Consider the following 15,247-nt stretch of genomic DNA (forward strand, 5'->3'; position numbering starts at 1 on the left):
TTATTTTACAACAAAAAAATTATATTATTTATTCTCTTTTTGTTATTAATTTCGGTGGGGGTGATTTTAGCTGTGCTAAAACCAAATGAAAATAGTGGAAACAATGGTACAAATATAGGAAATGCGCATTTACTTATTAATAAAGTAAGGGTTGCGGAAATTAAATCAGAGCATTCCATTATTGTTGAAGTTTTAGATGGCAGCAAATCAACAGAAGGTGAATATTCGCTTGTAAAGGGAGATATTATTTGCGTTAATTATTCTGACACAAATGAGCGAGCCATTGAGTTAATCAGTAAATTAAATGCTGGAAGCATTGTAAACATATCGCGGCATAATACTACTAAACCAAGTAACATCAAGCCTTATAAGACATTAGAATGCACTGGAATTGATATTTACGATTCAGATGGTGAAAATGTCATTGAATATTTTTAATAAGTTTTCAAATTCGCCAACACTATTACGAGACCGGAATACCTTAGTGTAATTATATCACTACAAATAGCTTATAATTCAGTCAAAATTTCCTCGCCAAATACTAGAAATCAACAAAACATTCTTTTAATTGTACTCAAAAAAACCGACCTCCTATACAATATTAGAATTTTTAGGTCTAACATATGGAGGTCAGTTCAAGTTCAAATAATTCGGTATTTTTATATTAATAATTTTCAACTTTTTTATTATAGCTCTTTACATTGCAAAACCTTATTCTTCTATAAATTTAACCAATTCATCGTTGAATTTATCGCGTTCATCATAGAAAGTGGCATGACCGCTGTATTTAAATGGTATAAGCTTTGAGTTTTTAATTGTTTGGTTTTGTATTTCACCTAGTGTAAATGGAACGACTTTGTCATGAATGCCATGAATGATTAATGTCGGAACATTTATTGCATTTAAATCAGAGAATAATACTTCATTTATCCAAGTATTTGCAATAGCTGCTGTTGACCACCCAGCTGCCTGTAATCCTATTTGAAAGAACCAATCTGATAATGCTTCGCTTATACGCTGGTAGAAAAATATATCGCCGAAATCCTGAAGCATTTTTGGTCGATCATTATATGTTCCCTGAATAATTTTTAAAACTATTTCTTTGTCTATACCATAAGGAAAATTAGGACGTTTTATAAGACTAGGAGCTGCCGCAGCAAAAAGAGCTAGTTTTGATACCCCATATCCGCTGTGCCTAGCCATATATCTTATTGCAATAGCTCCTCCAGTTGAATGTCCACCAAGTGTGAAATGTTTTAATTTGAGTGCATCAATCACATATCGAACATCGTCTGCCAATCGGTTATAATCATATCCATTCCAAGGTCTATCTGAATTTCCGAATCCTCTTGTGTCTATTCCTATGCATCTGTAACCCTGCTTTGGAAGCTGGTTAAACTGATATTCAAACAAATTGCTGCTCCCAGGCCAGCCATGCAGAAATATTATTGTCCTATTTCCCCCTGGGTTAAGATCCTCAACATAGATATTCACATTTGCTTCAACAGTAACATAGTATCCCACAGATACCTCCACTAATTAAATTTTTCACCTATAATATTTATTCTTTTAGACGTATAATTATGAATGATTAGTAGATAGAAAAGGGTTCTTGACATACTTCTTTTGTGCCTTTGAATGTATTTTCCATATCTTGTGGAAACAGTCAGAAGGAGTCATGCTTATATCTTTTGCACCATATTGTTTCAATATCTTCATGCCGTCTAATGATATATCGCTATCATTATGCAAACTTCTGAATGAATAACCAGAAATCAATATCCCTGGAATATTATCTATGGTATTTATACATTCACCAGTCGACGCATCCCATTCCTTTATTCTGCAATCCCAAGAATAAGTGAGTATCCTTTTGCAGTCAGGGCTGTACACCGCACTGGTTACTACATTAGAATGACCTTGATAGGTTCATATGCATTTACCTGTCAATCTTGATTTTTTATTATAACAAAAATTGCAACATATTACAGATATATAGAAACAAACTCATATTATGTTATATATTTCCGTTTTTTTATGATATAATTAAAAATAAAAGTCAAAAGGAGAGTTGAAATGATGAATAAAAGAATTCAAAATGATAGTTCATTAGTAGTGAAAAAAAGGTTGATAACAGAATTTAAACAAGCAGTAGCTATTCTATTGGCTTTACTAGTATTATTTTTACCATTAGCTTCAAATGCACATTCTGGCAGAACTGATTCCTCTGGAGGCCACAGAGATAACAATAATAAGTCTGGTTTGGGTTCATATCATTACCATCATGGTTATGGCCCTCATTTACATACAAATGGTGAATGTCCATATTCAGTCACAACTAAAGATACTAAAAAGTCTACATCTACAAATGCTGAAAAATCTATATCCCTCACAAAGTCAAAAATCATTCAAATTCAGGAAAAGTTGAATAAATTAGGATATGATTGCGGTAAAGCTGATGGAGTGATAGGAAATAAAACAAAAGCTGCTATAAAAGCATTTCAAAAAGAAAAGGGATTAGTGGTCGATGGAGTTATTGGTTCTAAAACCCTTAAGGCTCTTGGATTATAATTAATTTGTAGCATTTTAAAAGTTATATAACAAATTTAAGTCTATAAAGCTGTATTCCCTATAAAAGTGAAATGTATTTTTCTAAGTTTTCAGCTTCGCTATACCTTTAGAAAAATACTTTTTGTTTTATTTGAATCTAAATAAATTATTGATATTATTGAAACTGTAGCAAATAGAAAAAATGATATTCCGACAAATTCAATTGTAAGAGTCAAAAATTATTGCAATAACAAATGAAATATATATAAAGCACCAATCATTATAATTGGTGCTTATATATAAAACTTTATTACATTTGCTTTATAGGAATATTATTCCTTCAATTATTTGTTTTTTACTTTATCATTCTCTATTTATTTAGAGGATAATTTGTGTTGCTAAGTATTTCACTAACTATCATAGACAAGTCGACATCATCAATTATTCCATTTCCATCTTGATCAGCGTCATACTTTGATGTATCTGTGTCTGATGCAGCATATCCATAGTACCAAGCATCAATTGCAAGGTCTAAAAGTGTATATTCTCCTGAACGATTAACATCGCTTATTATAGGTTCTATCAGAATTAACTTTTGACCGCAATTTTCTTCTTTAACATCTTCTTCAAGTGTTGAATTGTCTGCAATTCGCCCATTTGTAATATCAATTTTTGCTTGGCCTGGTGCTTTTGCTTTAAATGTAACCTTCAGTCAAAATTAGTAGTAATTACTGGCCCACAGGCTAAACGTGGCAATAATGAAACAGCACCATCGAGAGCAGCGTTTTGTAGCTTTTTCTTATCAAATGACATCTCCATAAAATCATCAAAATCACGCTTTCCCATATCATTAATCAGTTCCCCGGCTGCTTCCTCAAATAATCCCTTTTTCAGCATTTCACTAATCTCATTATATCTGTCAACTTCTTTCGCCATATTTAAAAGAAATGTTTCCCATAAAGGATATATTGGGCAAGACATTCCAGCACCCACAAACGGAATGATGTTTAATGGAGATTTCATCTGCTCAACTAATTTTTCAAAATTAAATTGATTATTACCTATTTGCATTAATTCTTCAAAGGAAATACTCATAATCTTCTCCTGATATTTATGTAGTTATAAGATATGGCAAAAAGTAAATATGTTATTTTTTATGGTATTATATTCCTTAAGTATATCAAATAATTATGAAGAAAAATACTAAAATTTAGGACACAGAAAATTATTAAACAAAACTTTCAATATGTGACACAATATAGTAAAATAGATTCACAAATACATAAATAGCAGAAATAAAAATAAAACAGAGGTGAAAAATATGAAAAAGCTATCAATACTTACATGCTCAATCTTTTTTCTTGTTATGCTGTCCGCCTGCGGTCAGTCAGTTACTACAAATCAGGTATCCTCGCAAACAGCCCAAAAAGCATACAGTGCAGCTGCAGAATTACTTACTAGTGTAAAAACAACTCAGGCTTTTTCAGAAGAACAAATTCCATCAGAAGATGTTGAAGCAATCTTGAAAGCAGGCATCAATGCACCAAGTGCCATGAATACACAGCCCTGGCATTTTTCTGTTGTTACAGACAAGGATGTGCTGGAAAAAATATCTGGAGATATGAGTGGAGGTATGCCAGGTGGAGCTCCACCGAAGGGTGCTGTTCCACCAAAAGATGCATCTAAGCCACAAGGAACTCCTCCGCAGGGTGAAGCAGACAAAGTTCCGTCTAATCCACCTCCAGGTACAGGGATGCCTAAGTCAGGAGTCAAAAAAGCAGGTATAGCTGATGCACCGCTGGTTATTATTATTTCCTGTAAGGAAGGCTCTCAATTCGATGCTGGACTAGCTTGCCAGAACATGGCTGCAGAAGCACAATTGCTGGAATATGGTTCAAAAATTCTTACCTCTCCCACAATTGCGCTCAATAGCAGCAAACAGGCAGAATACAAAAAGCTCTTGGGAACACCTGATGATCATACCTTTGTAGCGGCGTTGCTGGTTGGAAAAGCTTCATCGTCAGATGATAAAGTGGATAGTGTGTCAAGTGCTAGTGTCCGTAATTCTTTTTCTGATATGGTCACATATGTAAAACCATAATTTTAATTAACTAAGTGATTTATTGTTGAGCAAATAAGCCTCAAAAAACCTCCTGTTGCAGTGAATGCAAGCCAGGAGGTTTTTTGCTGTGCTACCAGCATGGTCGCCATCTAGTCTATGTAGGTACTATGTCGGGTTGCCAGTGCCAGCTGTAGGCATGCTATATATAATTTGATTCTCGTGTATTTCCCACTATTTTGCTCCTACAGTATTGGGGTCATTTGCTACTACATCGTCAATAACATTGTGCAATCTTATCATATTTCCATCAAGTAGTTTTCTTCAATTCTTGATATGTATGTTCTAGAAATCCCAAGCATTTTAGCAATTTTTTCTCTGAGTTTACTTGTTCCTTTACAATACGGGTTTTAATTCTGGTACATCTGGTTTTTCAATATAATATACTTGAGTTTACAAAAATCCATTACACTAAAAAATTTATTTTTTACTTTTCTTAATATCTCTTATTAATATGGACTTATCGATATTATCATATTTGGTTACTGCTATGTTTTTTGATAAGGACAATGTTTTATCCTTGGCATCTATTAAAAACATTCCATATTCAAAAGCAACAGATGCATAAGTATTTGGAAGATCACTTTTCTTTAATAGCAAAAGCAACTTATCACCTATTTTTGCTTTAGTTTGAAATCGTCACTTCCTGCCTTTCCTAGTTGATTAATTTACATAACACACTCATTTTACACTTGCTTTGATTGATTTATAACTGTAATTTCTCTTGTACATATATTTAAGTCTATTGTCACTACATTATCCCAGTTACAAAGCTCAACTGCTTCAATCCTCAAAGAATTTTTATTCCATCCACAAAATTTAATCATGTCTAAATGGATCGGTAGTGTTATCTCGCTAGTATCCCTTATATTATTATTGATTACATATACTCCGTAGTAGTCTGATATAATGAATTCTCCATTTGGTGAGGCAGTCACATCGATATATTCAGGCCTGTCTATATAATCTATTAACTTACCATTTATTCTACTTATTTGATACATATAGTCTGATGTAAGAATCACTATATTTTCATTCTTATCAGAATATGCAAAGTTCCTAAATTCACCTCGGAATTCTCCACACCACTCCTCATAATCATCATTTCTAAATTTAAGCCACGTCCAAATTTGTGAATTCCAAGAACTTTGAATATCATATATAACTTCTTTATATATACCAGATTTAGGTATATGTATTTGTTCTACATCTATTATCATTTAAACCACCTCAAAATCTTAAATCCTTTTCAGGTTTTTATCTGCAAAAATTAATTCACTTTGAGTTAATCAAAATTTTTGTTCTCTCTAGTCCTTTCAGTAATATTTCAACATTTTTTATGAAAAGCAATTTCAATAAAAAAGTCATTAATCATTTCGTAAATAGTTCTCCAAACATTTAATGTTATTCTTTTATTTGTCATCCCAATAGTATTATCCCCATTCAAATGAGGGCTTAATATTAGCCCCTCTAGAGCATTGTTTCCGGTTACGCCTAAAGGCTTGGTTTCGCAATACCTTTTTTACTGGTAGCCTCTTAAAAGATGCTCTCTATTACTTATTATTTTTCTAACTTAGTTCTCCTTTCATGAAGACATTAAAAATTTCTTATATACATACATAAAAACTTTATTATAGTTTTTATATATTATTAAAACTACAAACTTCCTAATATATATTAACCATTATATTACCACTTTCCCCTCTAATTCTACACCCCATTCTCAATACCCTTCGATTTATTAATTTTTTTACCTATTTTGTATATTTGTGCCGATAAAAAATATCCGTAGAATAATATACAAAATTGTGTGATTTCTCAGCTACAAGTATCTGTATTCCTCGTTTTGAACAGCTAAAATCTAACCATCTATTATGTTTTATATAAAAAATCAAAAACAGATATTATAAATGTCATTGTAAGCAGAATAAGGATATCAATATTTCTAATCTCAAATAACTATCAAAACTTCATCACAAATAATTTTTATATTCATAATTATTTTTCGCGCATATATTTGTACATAATTAAGCTATAAATATGGTATAATGCAAATTCAAAATTATGTGAAAGAATATGCCACAAATACGAACTATAACAGACCTAGAAATACAAATGAAATATCTGATTTATGTCACAAGCATAACGAGCCAATATTTATAACAAAAAATGGATATGGCGATTTAGTTGTGATGAGTATTGAAACATATGAACACCAGCTTGCACTGGTTGATGTATATAGAAATCTTGCACAAGCTGAGCAGGAAATAGCTAATGGTACTCCTTTACTAGATGGAAAAAATGTCTTTAAAGCATTGAGGAAAAATATACCAGAGGATAATTACAGTTTGAAATTCAGTAAAAAAGCCAGCCCAACACGTCAAAACCCATAATTAGCAAAGCACCAATCCTTTTCGATTGGTGCTTCACGCTTAAAACTTTATTGCGTTTGCTTGATAGGGGGATCATGTTTCCTATTAGTAGCCATCAGGTTTCAGTTCTTTGCTTAATTTCTTTATTGCCTTCTTTTCGATTCTTGATACGTATGATCTTGATATCCCAAGCATTTTTGCTATTTCTCTCTGAGTTTTACTTGTTCCGTTTTGCAAACCGTATCTTAACTCCAGTACAACCTTTTCTCTGTTTTTAAGAGTTGCTTTCATTTTGCTATAGAGCTTCTTAACCTGCATTTTTAGTTCGACCTCATCCACCACTGACTCAGAGTCATTGCTAATCAGGTCGATAAGCGTAATTTCATTGCCTTCCTTATCCACTCCAATTGGGTCTTGTAGTGAAACCTCATTTTGAATCTTTTTAGTTGCTCTAATCTGCATTAAAATTTCATTTTCAATACATCTAGCAGCATAAGTTGCAAGACGAGTACCCTTATCCATGTTGAAGGTTGATATTGCTTTAATTAATCCTATTGTGCCTATAGAAATAAGGTCATCGCTATCATTGCCACAAGAGCCATATTTCTTTACAATGTGTGCAACAAGCCTTAAGTTTCTCTCAATCAGAACATTCCTTGCTTCCTCATTGCCATTTTTATATGCCTCAACGTAGTACATTTCCTCCTCAGGACTTAATGGCTGAGGAAAGGAATTCACATTTGAAACGTAACCCAGCATGAGGAAAATGTTGTTTAGCAGCCCACTAACAATTGCTGGAAATAGCATTTCTACCAAGCAAGGCACCTCCTACAATAATGAAGCATGATATATGTCAGAGAGTATTATATTAATACTCCAAAAATAGTGTACCTTTCTAGTTTATGATAGAAGCAAGTAAATATTGTCTGTCCACAAAAAATAATATTTATCTGACTTTAATCAATAACAGAGGCTTCACATAAATCTAATAATGCGGTAGATTTATCAATGGTCTTTTGACAAAATAATTGCTGAAAATAATTTACTAATCCTATTTCTTGTCAAATTGTGGATTATAAGCATAGTAATTCTTAGAATCCATTTTTTCTTGTGCAACTCTCAGTGCTTCACCAAAACGCTGGAAATGTACAATCTCTCTTTCACGCAGGAACTTGATTGGATCCCTTACATCTGGGTCATCTGCAAATCTGAGAATATTGTCGTAGGTAGTTCTGGCTTTTTGTTCCGCAGCTAAATCTTCAGTTAAATCAGTTATTGTATCTCCTTTTGATTGAAATACTGTTGCTGTAAATGGCATACCGGACGCTGCAATAGGATATAATGCTGTTGTATGGTCTACAAAATAGGTATCAAAACCGCTTGCCTTAATTTCATCAATTGTCAGTCCGCGTGTAAGCTGATAAACTATGGTCGAAACCATTTCCAAGTGCCCCAATTCTTCTGTACCTACTATGTTATCGATAAGGTACATTCTGAACCCGTTCTTTAAGATTGAAATTCCATTTTAAAGTTGTAATCAGTGTCTCCTTATTGTTTAGTAAATTTTTTCTTTATGGCTGTAATCTATTTACAAGGTTGTAACTCGTTCCTCCCCATTGATTAATAATTCATTAAGCCAAAAACCGAAACAATGTGATTTTAATCCGCTATGAATCAATAATTTTTAATGTTTAAAGGCTATCAATTTATCATTAAATTTCAATAATAAGTTCATAAACTGCATTATAATTTTCTCCTCTGCCAACCGTATTATAATGAATTTTTATAGAAGCCGGCATATATGATAAATATATTTCTAAAGTTTTGTTTTTGAATACGATGATTTTATCAACCATTCTTTTATATATCTCGTTAAAATCATTGCCCTTTAGTCCGTTTAACATTGCCTTTATTCTATCAGTATATAATTGCAAATTATCTTCTTTGCTTTTAAAATTATATTTCTCTATAGACTCAACTTCATTTTTTAATTTTTCAATTTCCTTGTCATACTTTTTAATCATTAAAATCATATCATCTTTTGATATGCTGCCCTCTATCTGCAAATTGATAACATCCTGCTTTTTCTCAATTAGTGTGTCAATTTTTCTTAATAATGGCTCAAGGCTTCTGATATTCTGGCCATGCTTTAATTTCTTAATTTCAGTCATTAATTCTGCTAATATCTGCTCCTTATCATAGCTGATTAATTGTAAGATATAATTAACTGCATCGCTCACTATAATATGATTAATACTTTCATTGTTACATCCGATTGTATTTCCATTTTCATCAACTCTTCTTTTTCCTTGTGTTTTCGCTTGTTGGCATATCCATGCTATGTAGCGTGCTCCATTTTTTAGCTTTTTACTTTTACAAATAAATTTACTACCGCATTCACCGCAAATTACTTTTCCTGAGCACCAATATCTATTGCTATACTTGCTTCTTTGCTCCCCTGAACTAGTTCTTTTTTGCAATTCCAGCTTAGTTTTCTCCCACAGGTCTCTTTCAATAATTGGTGAATGGTGATTTTTTATGTAAACAAATTCCTCCTCACCTTCATTGTACTTCTTTTTGTGATCCAAATAGTCAGGTGTTATTGTTTTTTTCTGTAATAAATCACCAACATACTTTTCATTTTTTAAAATTTTTAGAATTGCTCCATTTGACCATTTATTTCTATGCTTTTTAGATTTAATACCAGCCTCATATAATTCTCTTGCAATAATGTGAGTACCCTTCCCCTCAATTGCGTATTTATGAAAAATCATTCTTACAATTTGGGCCTCTTCTTCATTTACTGTTAAAACACCTTTTTTGAGCGAGTATCCTAATAATTCTCTGCCAAATACAACCCCTTGCTCCATCCTTCTTTTTTGTCCCCATTTTACTCTTTCAGAAGTTCTTCTGCTTTCATCCTGTGCAATACCTGCCATAATTGTAAGTCTTAATTCTCCATCACCATCTAGAGTATTTATATTATCATTTATAAAAATCACACCAATTCCCAATTTCCTTAGCATACGAGTATATTCTATACTATCCAATGTGTTTCTCGCGAATCGAGATATTTCTTTAGTTAAAATCAAATCCAGCCTCCTATTTCGTGCATCCTCAATCATTCTTTGAAATTCAATTCTGTTTTTCACCTGGGTGCCGCTAATGCCTTCGTCTGCATATATGTCAACCAATTCCCATTCGCCTTTGCTTTTTATATAATCATTAAAATATTTTTTTTGACTCTCAAGAGAATTTATTTGGTCATCTTTATCTGTTGAAACCCTGCAATATGCACCAACTTTAACTTTCATAGATTAGCACCTCATAATAATGCCCATTATATTTGCTCAAATTCTAAGCTAAAAATTGTAGGTGTAATAAATCTTTATTTACTAAATGCAATTAATTTATTAGAAAATCTTATGTAAATATATTAATCTAAATTAACTTGCTCATTAATTTCAGCAGCTTTCAACGACGCATCAATTGATGGTTTTTAATTATCTGATCAATTTGCTCATATGTCAACAATTTTTCACTGTGCAATTGATATAATATGCTCAATTTAAACTGACCTATAAAAATTTCTTTTTCCTCAGGAGTTAACTCAATTTTATCATTTTTTATAAGCATGCCGATTTCACCCCAATATATAATATTCTCCATAAAAAAAAGTGCCCCAATTTAGTAGCACTCCTATAGAAAAATATTTTGATAATAGAGAATAATCATATGCAAAGGCTTATTCAAACCAATAATAATTTTATCCGCTTGAAAAAGATACATCTGAATTGTTAGAAATTGAAGCTGATCTTCCAAGAAACAAGCAAATGTGGTGTTGCTGCGCAGAGCCTTACACAATAAAAATATGGCAGAAGTCAGGAATCAACTCTATAAAAAAGACACAACTAAATTGATAGAAATGGCAATTGCAGCTGACCTTCCAAGTAACAAGCAGATTTGGTATTCCTGCGCAGAGCCTTACACAATAAAAATATGGCAGAAGTCAGGAATCAACTCTATAAAAAAGACACAACTAAATTGATAGAAATAGAAATTACAGCTGACCTTCCAAGTAACAAGCAGATTTGGTATTCCTGCACAGACAATAAAAATATTGCAGAAGTCAGGAATCAACTCTATAAAAAAGACACAACTAAATTGATGGAAATAGAAATTACAGCTGACCTTCCAAGTAACAAGCAGATTTGGTATTCCTGCACAGACAATAAAAATATTGCAGAAGTCAGGAATCAACTCTATAAAAAAGACACAACTAAATTGATAGAACTGGCAATTGTAGCTGACCTTCCAAGTAACAAGCAAATGTGGTGTTGCTGCGTAGAGCCTTACACAATAAAAATATTGCAGAAGTCAGAAATCAACTCTATAAAAAAGACACAACTAAATTGATAGAACTGGCAATTGCAGCTGAAATCCAAGTAACAAGCAGATTTGGTATTCCTGCACAGACAATAAAAATATTGCAGAAGTCAGGAATCAACTCTATAAAAAAGACACAACTAAATTGATAGAAATGGCAATTGCAGCTTACCTCCAAGTAACAAGCAGATTTGGTATTCCTGCGCAGAGCCTTACACAATAAAAATATTGCAGAAGTCAGAAATCAACTCTATAAAAAAGACACAACTAAATTGATAGAACTGGCAATTGCAGCTGAAATCCAAGTAACAAGCAGATTTGGTATTCCTGCGCAGAGCCTTACACAATAAAAATATGGCAGGAGTCAGGAATCAACTCTATAAAAAAGACACAACTAAATTGATAGAACTGGCAATTGTAGCTGACCTTCCAAGTAACAAGCAAATGTGGTGTTGCTGCGTAGAGCCTTACACAATAAAAATATGGCAGAAGACAATATCAAATCTATAAATTTATTGAATTGAAAAGTTAAGTTATTATATTATGTGGTTGCTTGAAAGATAAACCAGCCATCCTCAACTGAAAACTGGTATACACCACCATTCTTTTCCACAATATAATCCATGCTTTTTGTGCCAAAGCCATGCCCCTGTTCCTTTGATACAGGCATACCATTTTGAAATATTGGCTCAAGCTGATATCTGTTGCGGATATCAATACAAAGCTTGTTATTCTTGGAATACATACGTAACCGTATAATGCGCTTATTGCTGTCAAATATATGTTCCGAGGCCTGTATAGCGTTTTCCAAGGCATTTGACAATAGCGAACAAAGTTCGGTGTCGCTAAAGGGCAGCGAATCAGTAAGCTTCAAATCTATCTCTAACTGGACTCTCGACTGTTTTGCTTTAGTGGCAAAGTTGGACAAAATCAAATTGACAGTTTCGTTTTGACAATAGCGTACGGGCGTAATAGCGTCCATGTCAGACTGAGCAGTCTGTAGATATTTTTTAATCTCCTCTATTTGACCCTTAGCTGCAAGTCCCTGTAATAAAGCGAAATGGTGGCGCATGTCATGTCGATAGGATGCGGCAATCTGCTGCATCTGCTTCAGAGAATTAAATTCAGTTTGGGTCTGCCGAAACTGGGTATCCAAAATATCCCTCTCTCTTTGTATTCTTGTTTGTTTCTGCGTTTCTGAATAGTACATTAGTACAAACACAAAATAAAATGCAGATGTCACGAAGGGCATGAACTGTACGGCTACTCGAGCCCCACTATATAAAAAATCGGTGTAAACAATGGTTGCATAGTCAAATAGATAGTAAAAGGCCGGTATAGCACCAAATAGCAGACAGGACTTCACCGAGCGTTCCATGAGATGTCTAACAGACATCACAACATATCTATGCAAAAGCCAGTACATCAGAAACGCGGTGGCAATATATCCAACATGATCCATAGATGCACTGTCAAAGATTTCTCCTATAACAGCACCAATCCAGCGTGGAGGTTGACAGCATAGAAATGATACAAACACACTGGTTAATGAAATAAGCCATGAGCGCTTTATGTAAAGAGCAATAAAAATAGCAACCGGCAAGTGAGAAATCAGAGGATATATTTTAAGAGTTACTTCCATACCAAAGGAAGCTAAGAAGATTATTTGTAAAATAAATAATATGACAGTAAAGCAACCGACAGCTAAATGATTTTTCCATGTACGAACCAGCCCAGCAAAACTAACCGCAACTGCCGTGCCAAACAGCAGGGCAATATAGTAACGAGAGAATTCTATGACAGTTTCTATCATCTGCTTATACTCCCTCCATTTGATATTTCAGATATTGCTGCTTAATTTCACGCACCTTGCCCTGTGCAACAGGGATAGTTGAAAGTGTCTGCAGTACAATTTGCTGCTTTTCAATGGCATCCACATACTGCATATTAACAATATAGGAGCGATGTGTTTTAACAAAGCACCCAAATTTCAGAAGATTATCGCAGACAGAGGAAAAAGACTCTTTACATTCAATCACCTTTCCAGAACGCAAGTGATACAACACATTTCTGCCGATTACTTGGGCAAAAACCAAATTAGAAATCAATATTTTCTGTTGATTTCATAAATATAACCCCCTTAATATGTAGAATTTCAATTGGTAAATTTTTCATATAACACAAACTTTTTTATATCTGAATAACATGTAACAAAAATATACCATGTATTTTATTCAATACATTATAAATACCACTACTTTTATGAACCAAAACATAAATTGTAAAATTTTAGTTATATTTGTTATTTATTTTACATTTTTAAAATATATTTAGTTTTTTGGAGTGCCCTAAAAACACATCTTTGAATTAGATATACAGGAACTGGTACAAATCCCTTATACCATCTCTACCGGTACCTTTATTGTACAACAATTAAAACCTTCGTTAAGTGTGGCAAGAGACACAATAATGATTGTCTGTTGCAAAATAACAATTTCTATATACAGATGGCTTATTACTAAAAATAGTACGAAGAGCAAGAATATATTAATGCAAAGTTTGGTTATAAATTGATACTAAAAAACAGGTGAAGAACAAGTCTTGCAGCCAACACAACTGAACTAAGCAGCTGTGAGTATTAACCAAAAGCAAGATTTCTTGGTCATACAGTCGGCGGAATTGCTTATGCTTGCTCTTCACCTCAATTATTTCATCGTCAATTTAGGGAGTGAACCATAAATATATACTGTACGGGAGTACTTATTTAAAATTTTACTTATAATACTATTTCTTATTTTAAAAGCCCTATTTAAAATATAGTTTTAAGTTTTACATTTTAGTCCCCGTAGTATTTGGAGAATTAAAGCTAGGTGGCTGAGGATTATTTGCATTAAAAAATTGATCTCCTGGGGTTGAAAGATTAAAGTATAGCTTAGAGTCTTTTGTTATTCCCCAATCCTTCAAAGAGCCAGTATCCTGCAATCTGTTAAAAGCTTCTCTGAACATGGTGTTATGTGCTTCTTCACGATTGAGCAGAAAATCAATTGTTTCTCTAACACCTTTATCAGTTATCTGTCTGTATAGATATTGATAAACTACTTTTGCTCTCTGTTCAGCAGCAATATTTGATAATATATCAGCAGCAAGATCGCCTGTTTCTTCAATATATGCAGCTGTCCAGTATTGTCCAGATGCACTTGTTAAACCTGGTGTAAGTCCAGTAGAAACATGAGCTTGAATAGTTCCTACTGTTGCATCTTTTGCATCAAGCACATGCCCATTTAGTAAGTTAACAGTAGTAGCTACCATTTCCATATGACTCAATTCTTCTGAGGCAATATCCAAAAATAAATCCTTGATTTCTGGATCCTTAATGCGAAGACTCTGAGACAAATACTGCATTGCAGCTTTTAATTCTCCATGCGGCCCTCCTAATTGTTCCTGCATCATACTTGCGTACATTATGTTAGGTCCATCAACTTTAACCTCGTGTAATAAAGCTTTATCATGTTTAAACATATTTATGTCCATGCCTGTCATTTGGCTTAATCACCATAATATAAATGACATGGACTAAACACCTCCTTTAAATGTAAACTAAGTATTTTTCATAACATACATTCATTCTTTTGTAGCCTTTACTATTAAAATAAAAGTATACCTTGAAAATTATTGAAATAAACAATACTGTAAATTGAATACTAGTATGGATTTAATAGTTTAAGATTTTTAGGTGTATTTACATTTTGGAGATATAAAAAGAGAAGATAAGCTTTTTAATTAAGCTTATCTTCTCCTTTTATATCTTTCCATTCATCAT

Annotated in this window: 16 protein-coding genes and 2 pseudogenes; 5 read left to right on the top strand and 13 right to left on the bottom strand. The window is 33.0% G+C overall.

From position 1 onward, the window contains the following. Window positions 1–72 precede the first annotated feature (72 nt). Window positions 73–438 (top strand): hypothetical protein, encoded by a 366-nt coding sequence (locus EHE19_RS12630; RefSeq protein ID WP_137697874.1) that lies wholly within the window; start codon window positions 73–75, stop codon window positions 436–438. A gap of 273 nt (window positions 439–711) precedes the next feature. On the opposite strand, the gene EHE19_RS12635 is transcribed toward EHE19_RS12630, so the two are convergent. Together EHE19_RS12635 and EHE19_RS12640 are read right to left on the bottom strand one after the other, a co-directional pair. After that, a complete protein-coding gene (locus EHE19_RS12635; RefSeq protein ID WP_137697873.1) occupies window positions 712–1,524 on the bottom strand; it encodes an alpha/beta fold hydrolase in 813 nt (270 codons plus the stop codon). A 57-nt stretch (window positions 1,525–1,581) separates the two neighbouring features. Then, window positions 1,582–1,917 (bottom strand): annotated as a pseudogene (locus EHE19_RS12640) (hypothetical protein); the annotation flags it as partial. A 159-nt stretch (window positions 1,918–2,076) separates the two neighbouring features. Between EHE19_RS12640 and EHE19_RS12645 the strand changes: the two are divergent. Continuing rightward, window positions 2,077–2,571 (top strand): peptidoglycan-binding protein, encoded by a 495-nt coding sequence (locus EHE19_RS12645; RefSeq protein ID WP_244648230.1) that lies wholly within the window; start codon window positions 2,077–2,079, stop codon window positions 2,569–2,571. 687 nt (window positions 2,572–3,258) lie between these two features. Here the strand turns inward: EHE19_RS12645 and EHE19_RS12650 are convergent. After that, window positions 3,259–3,645 (bottom strand): SIR2 family protein, encoded by a 387-nt coding sequence (locus tag EHE19_RS12650; protein WP_137697871.1) that lies wholly within the window; start codon window positions 3,643–3,645, stop codon window positions 3,259–3,261. Window positions 3,646–3,871: 226 nt separating this feature from the next. Between EHE19_RS12650 and EHE19_RS12655 the strand changes: the two genes are divergently transcribed. Further along, on the top strand, window positions 3,872–4,651 hold the full coding sequence (locus EHE19_RS12655; protein WP_137697870.1) for a nitroreductase family protein: 780 nt from the start codon (window positions 3,872–3,874) through the stop codon (window positions 4,649–4,651). A 257-nt stretch (window positions 4,652–4,908) separates the two neighbouring features. Here the strand turns inward: EHE19_RS12655 and EHE19_RS20155 are convergent. The 3 genes and pseudogenes from EHE19_RS20155 to EHE19_RS12670 all read right to left on the bottom strand — a co-directional run. After that, window positions 4,909–4,983: pseudogene (locus EHE19_RS20155) on the bottom strand (helix-turn-helix domain-containing protein); the annotation flags it as partial. Window positions 4,984–5,089: 106 nt separating this feature from the next. Further along, entirely contained in the window at window positions 5,090–5,269 is a 180-nt protein-coding gene (locus tag EHE19_RS12665) for a hypothetical protein (protein WP_137697869.1), read from the bottom strand. Between the two features lie 86 nt (window positions 5,270–5,355). Beyond that, window positions 5,356–5,889 (bottom strand): hypothetical protein, encoded by a 534-nt coding sequence (locus EHE19_RS12670; RefSeq protein ID WP_137697868.1) that lies wholly within the window; start codon window positions 5,887–5,889, stop codon window positions 5,356–5,358. Window positions 5,890–6,717: 828 nt separating this feature from the next. On the opposite strand from EHE19_RS12670, the gene EHE19_RS12675 reads away from it, so the two are divergent. Next, entirely contained in the window at window positions 6,718–7,062 is a 345-nt protein-coding gene (locus EHE19_RS12675; protein ID WP_342343323.1) for a type II toxin-antitoxin system Phd/YefM family antitoxin, read from the top strand. Window positions 7,063–7,146: 84 nt separating this feature from the next. Here the strand turns inward: EHE19_RS12675 and sigK are convergent, their stop codons facing one another. The 4 genes from sigK to EHE19_RS12695 all read right to left on the bottom strand — a co-directional run bounded on the left by sigK (window position 7,147) and on the right by EHE19_RS12695 (window position 10,710). Further along, on the bottom strand, window positions 7,147–7,848 hold the full coding sequence (gene sigK / locus EHE19_RS12680; RefSeq protein WP_137697953.1) for an RNA polymerase sporulation sigma factor SigK: 702 nt from the start codon (window positions 7,846–7,848) through the stop codon (window positions 7,147–7,149). A 244-nt stretch (window positions 7,849–8,092) separates the two neighbouring features. Continuing rightward, complete coding sequence (locus EHE19_RS12685) at window positions 8,093–8,533, bottom strand: manganese catalase family protein (protein WP_137697867.1); 441 nt, start codon at window positions 8,531–8,533, stop codon at window positions 8,093–8,095. 220 nt (window positions 8,534–8,753) lie between these two features. After that, window positions 8,754–10,355, bottom strand: a complete 1,602-nt coding sequence (locus tag EHE19_RS12690) for a recombinase family protein (protein WP_137697866.1) — start codon at window positions 10,353–10,355, stop codon at window positions 8,754–8,756. A gap of 160 nt (window positions 10,356–10,515) precedes the next feature. Then, entirely contained in the window at window positions 10,516–10,710 is a 195-nt protein-coding gene (locus EHE19_RS12695) for a hypothetical protein (RefSeq protein ID WP_137697865.1), read from the bottom strand. Between the two features lie 330 nt (window positions 10,711–11,040). Here EHE19_RS12695 and EHE19_RS12705 point away from each other — a divergent pair, with 330 nt between their 5' ends. Then, window positions 11,041–11,457 (top strand): hypothetical protein, encoded by a 417-nt coding sequence (locus tag EHE19_RS12705; protein ID WP_137697864.1) that lies wholly within the window; start codon window positions 11,041–11,043, stop codon window positions 11,455–11,457. A 511-nt stretch (window positions 11,458–11,968) separates the two neighbouring features. On the opposite strand, the gene EHE19_RS12715 is transcribed toward EHE19_RS12705, so the two are convergent. The 3 genes from EHE19_RS12715 to EHE19_RS12725 all read right to left on the bottom strand — a co-directional run bounded on the left by EHE19_RS12715 (window position 11,969) and on the right by EHE19_RS12725 (window position 14,946). Then, entirely contained in the window at window positions 11,969–13,240 is a 1,272-nt protein-coding gene (locus EHE19_RS12715; RefSeq protein ID WP_137697863.1) for a sensor histidine kinase, read from the bottom strand. 4 nt (window positions 13,241–13,244) lie between these two features. Continuing rightward, window positions 13,245–13,481: a LytTR family DNA-binding domain-containing protein gene (locus EHE19_RS12720; protein WP_244648231.1), complete on the bottom strand. Its 237-nt coding sequence runs from the start codon at window positions 13,479–13,481 to the stop codon at window positions 13,245–13,247. A gap of 775 nt (window positions 13,482–14,256) precedes the next feature. Then, the gene (locus EHE19_RS12725; protein ID WP_137697861.1) at window positions 14,257–14,946 is read right to left on the bottom strand and encodes a manganese catalase family protein; all 690 of its coding nucleotides are present in this window, start codon (window positions 14,944–14,946) and stop codon (window positions 14,257–14,259) included. Window positions 14,947–15,247 lie beyond the last annotated feature (301 nt).

It is taken from the genome of Ruminiclostridium herbifermentans (assembly GCF_005473905.2).
Taxonomy (GTDB): domain Bacteria; phylum Bacillota; class Clostridia; order Acetivibrionales; family DSM-1351; genus Ruminiclostridium; species Ruminiclostridium herbifermentans.

Coding starts and splice junctions, on each gene's coding strand:
- EHE19_RS12645 (WP_244648230.1), top strand. CDS start 2,077: ATGATGAATAAAAGAATTCAAAATGATAGTTCATTAGTAGTGAAAAAA.
- EHE19_RS12650 (WP_137697871.1), bottom strand. CDS start 3,645: ATGAGTATTTCCTTTGAAGAATTAATGCAAATAGGTAATAATCAATTT.
- EHE19_RS12655 (WP_137697870.1), top strand. CDS start 3,872: ATGAAAAAGCTATCAATACTTACATGCTCAATCTTTTTTCTTGTTATG.
- EHE19_RS12670 (WP_137697868.1), bottom strand. CDS start 5,889: ATGATAATAGATGTAGAACAAATACATATACCTAAATCTGGTATATAT.
- EHE19_RS12675 (WP_342343323.1), top strand. CDS start 6,718: ATGCAAATTCAAAATTATGTGAAAGAATATGCCACAAATACGAACTAT.
- sigK (WP_137697953.1), bottom strand. CDS start 7,848: ATGCTATTTCCAGCAATTGTTAGTGGGCTGCTAAACAACATTTTCCTC.
- EHE19_RS12685 (WP_137697867.1), bottom strand. CDS start 8,533: ATGTACCTTATCGATAACATAGTAGGTACAGAAGAATTGGGGCACTTG.
- EHE19_RS12690 (WP_137697866.1), bottom strand. CDS start 10,355: ATGAAAGTTAAAGTTGGTGCATATTGCAGGGTTTCAACAGATAAAGAT.
- EHE19_RS12695 (WP_137697865.1), bottom strand. CDS start 10,710: ATGGAGAATATTATATATTGGGGTGAAATCGGCATGCTTATAAAAAAT.
- EHE19_RS12705 (WP_137697864.1), top strand. CDS start 11,041: ATGGCAGAAGTCAGGAATCAACTCTATAAAAAAGACACAACTAAATTG.
- EHE19_RS12715 (WP_137697863.1), bottom strand. CDS start 13,240: ATGATAGAAACTGTCATAGAATTCTCTCGTTACTATATTGCCCTGCTG.
- EHE19_RS12725 (WP_137697861.1), bottom strand. CDS start 14,946: ATGTTTAAACATGATAAAGCTTTATTACACGAGGTTAAAGTTGATGGA.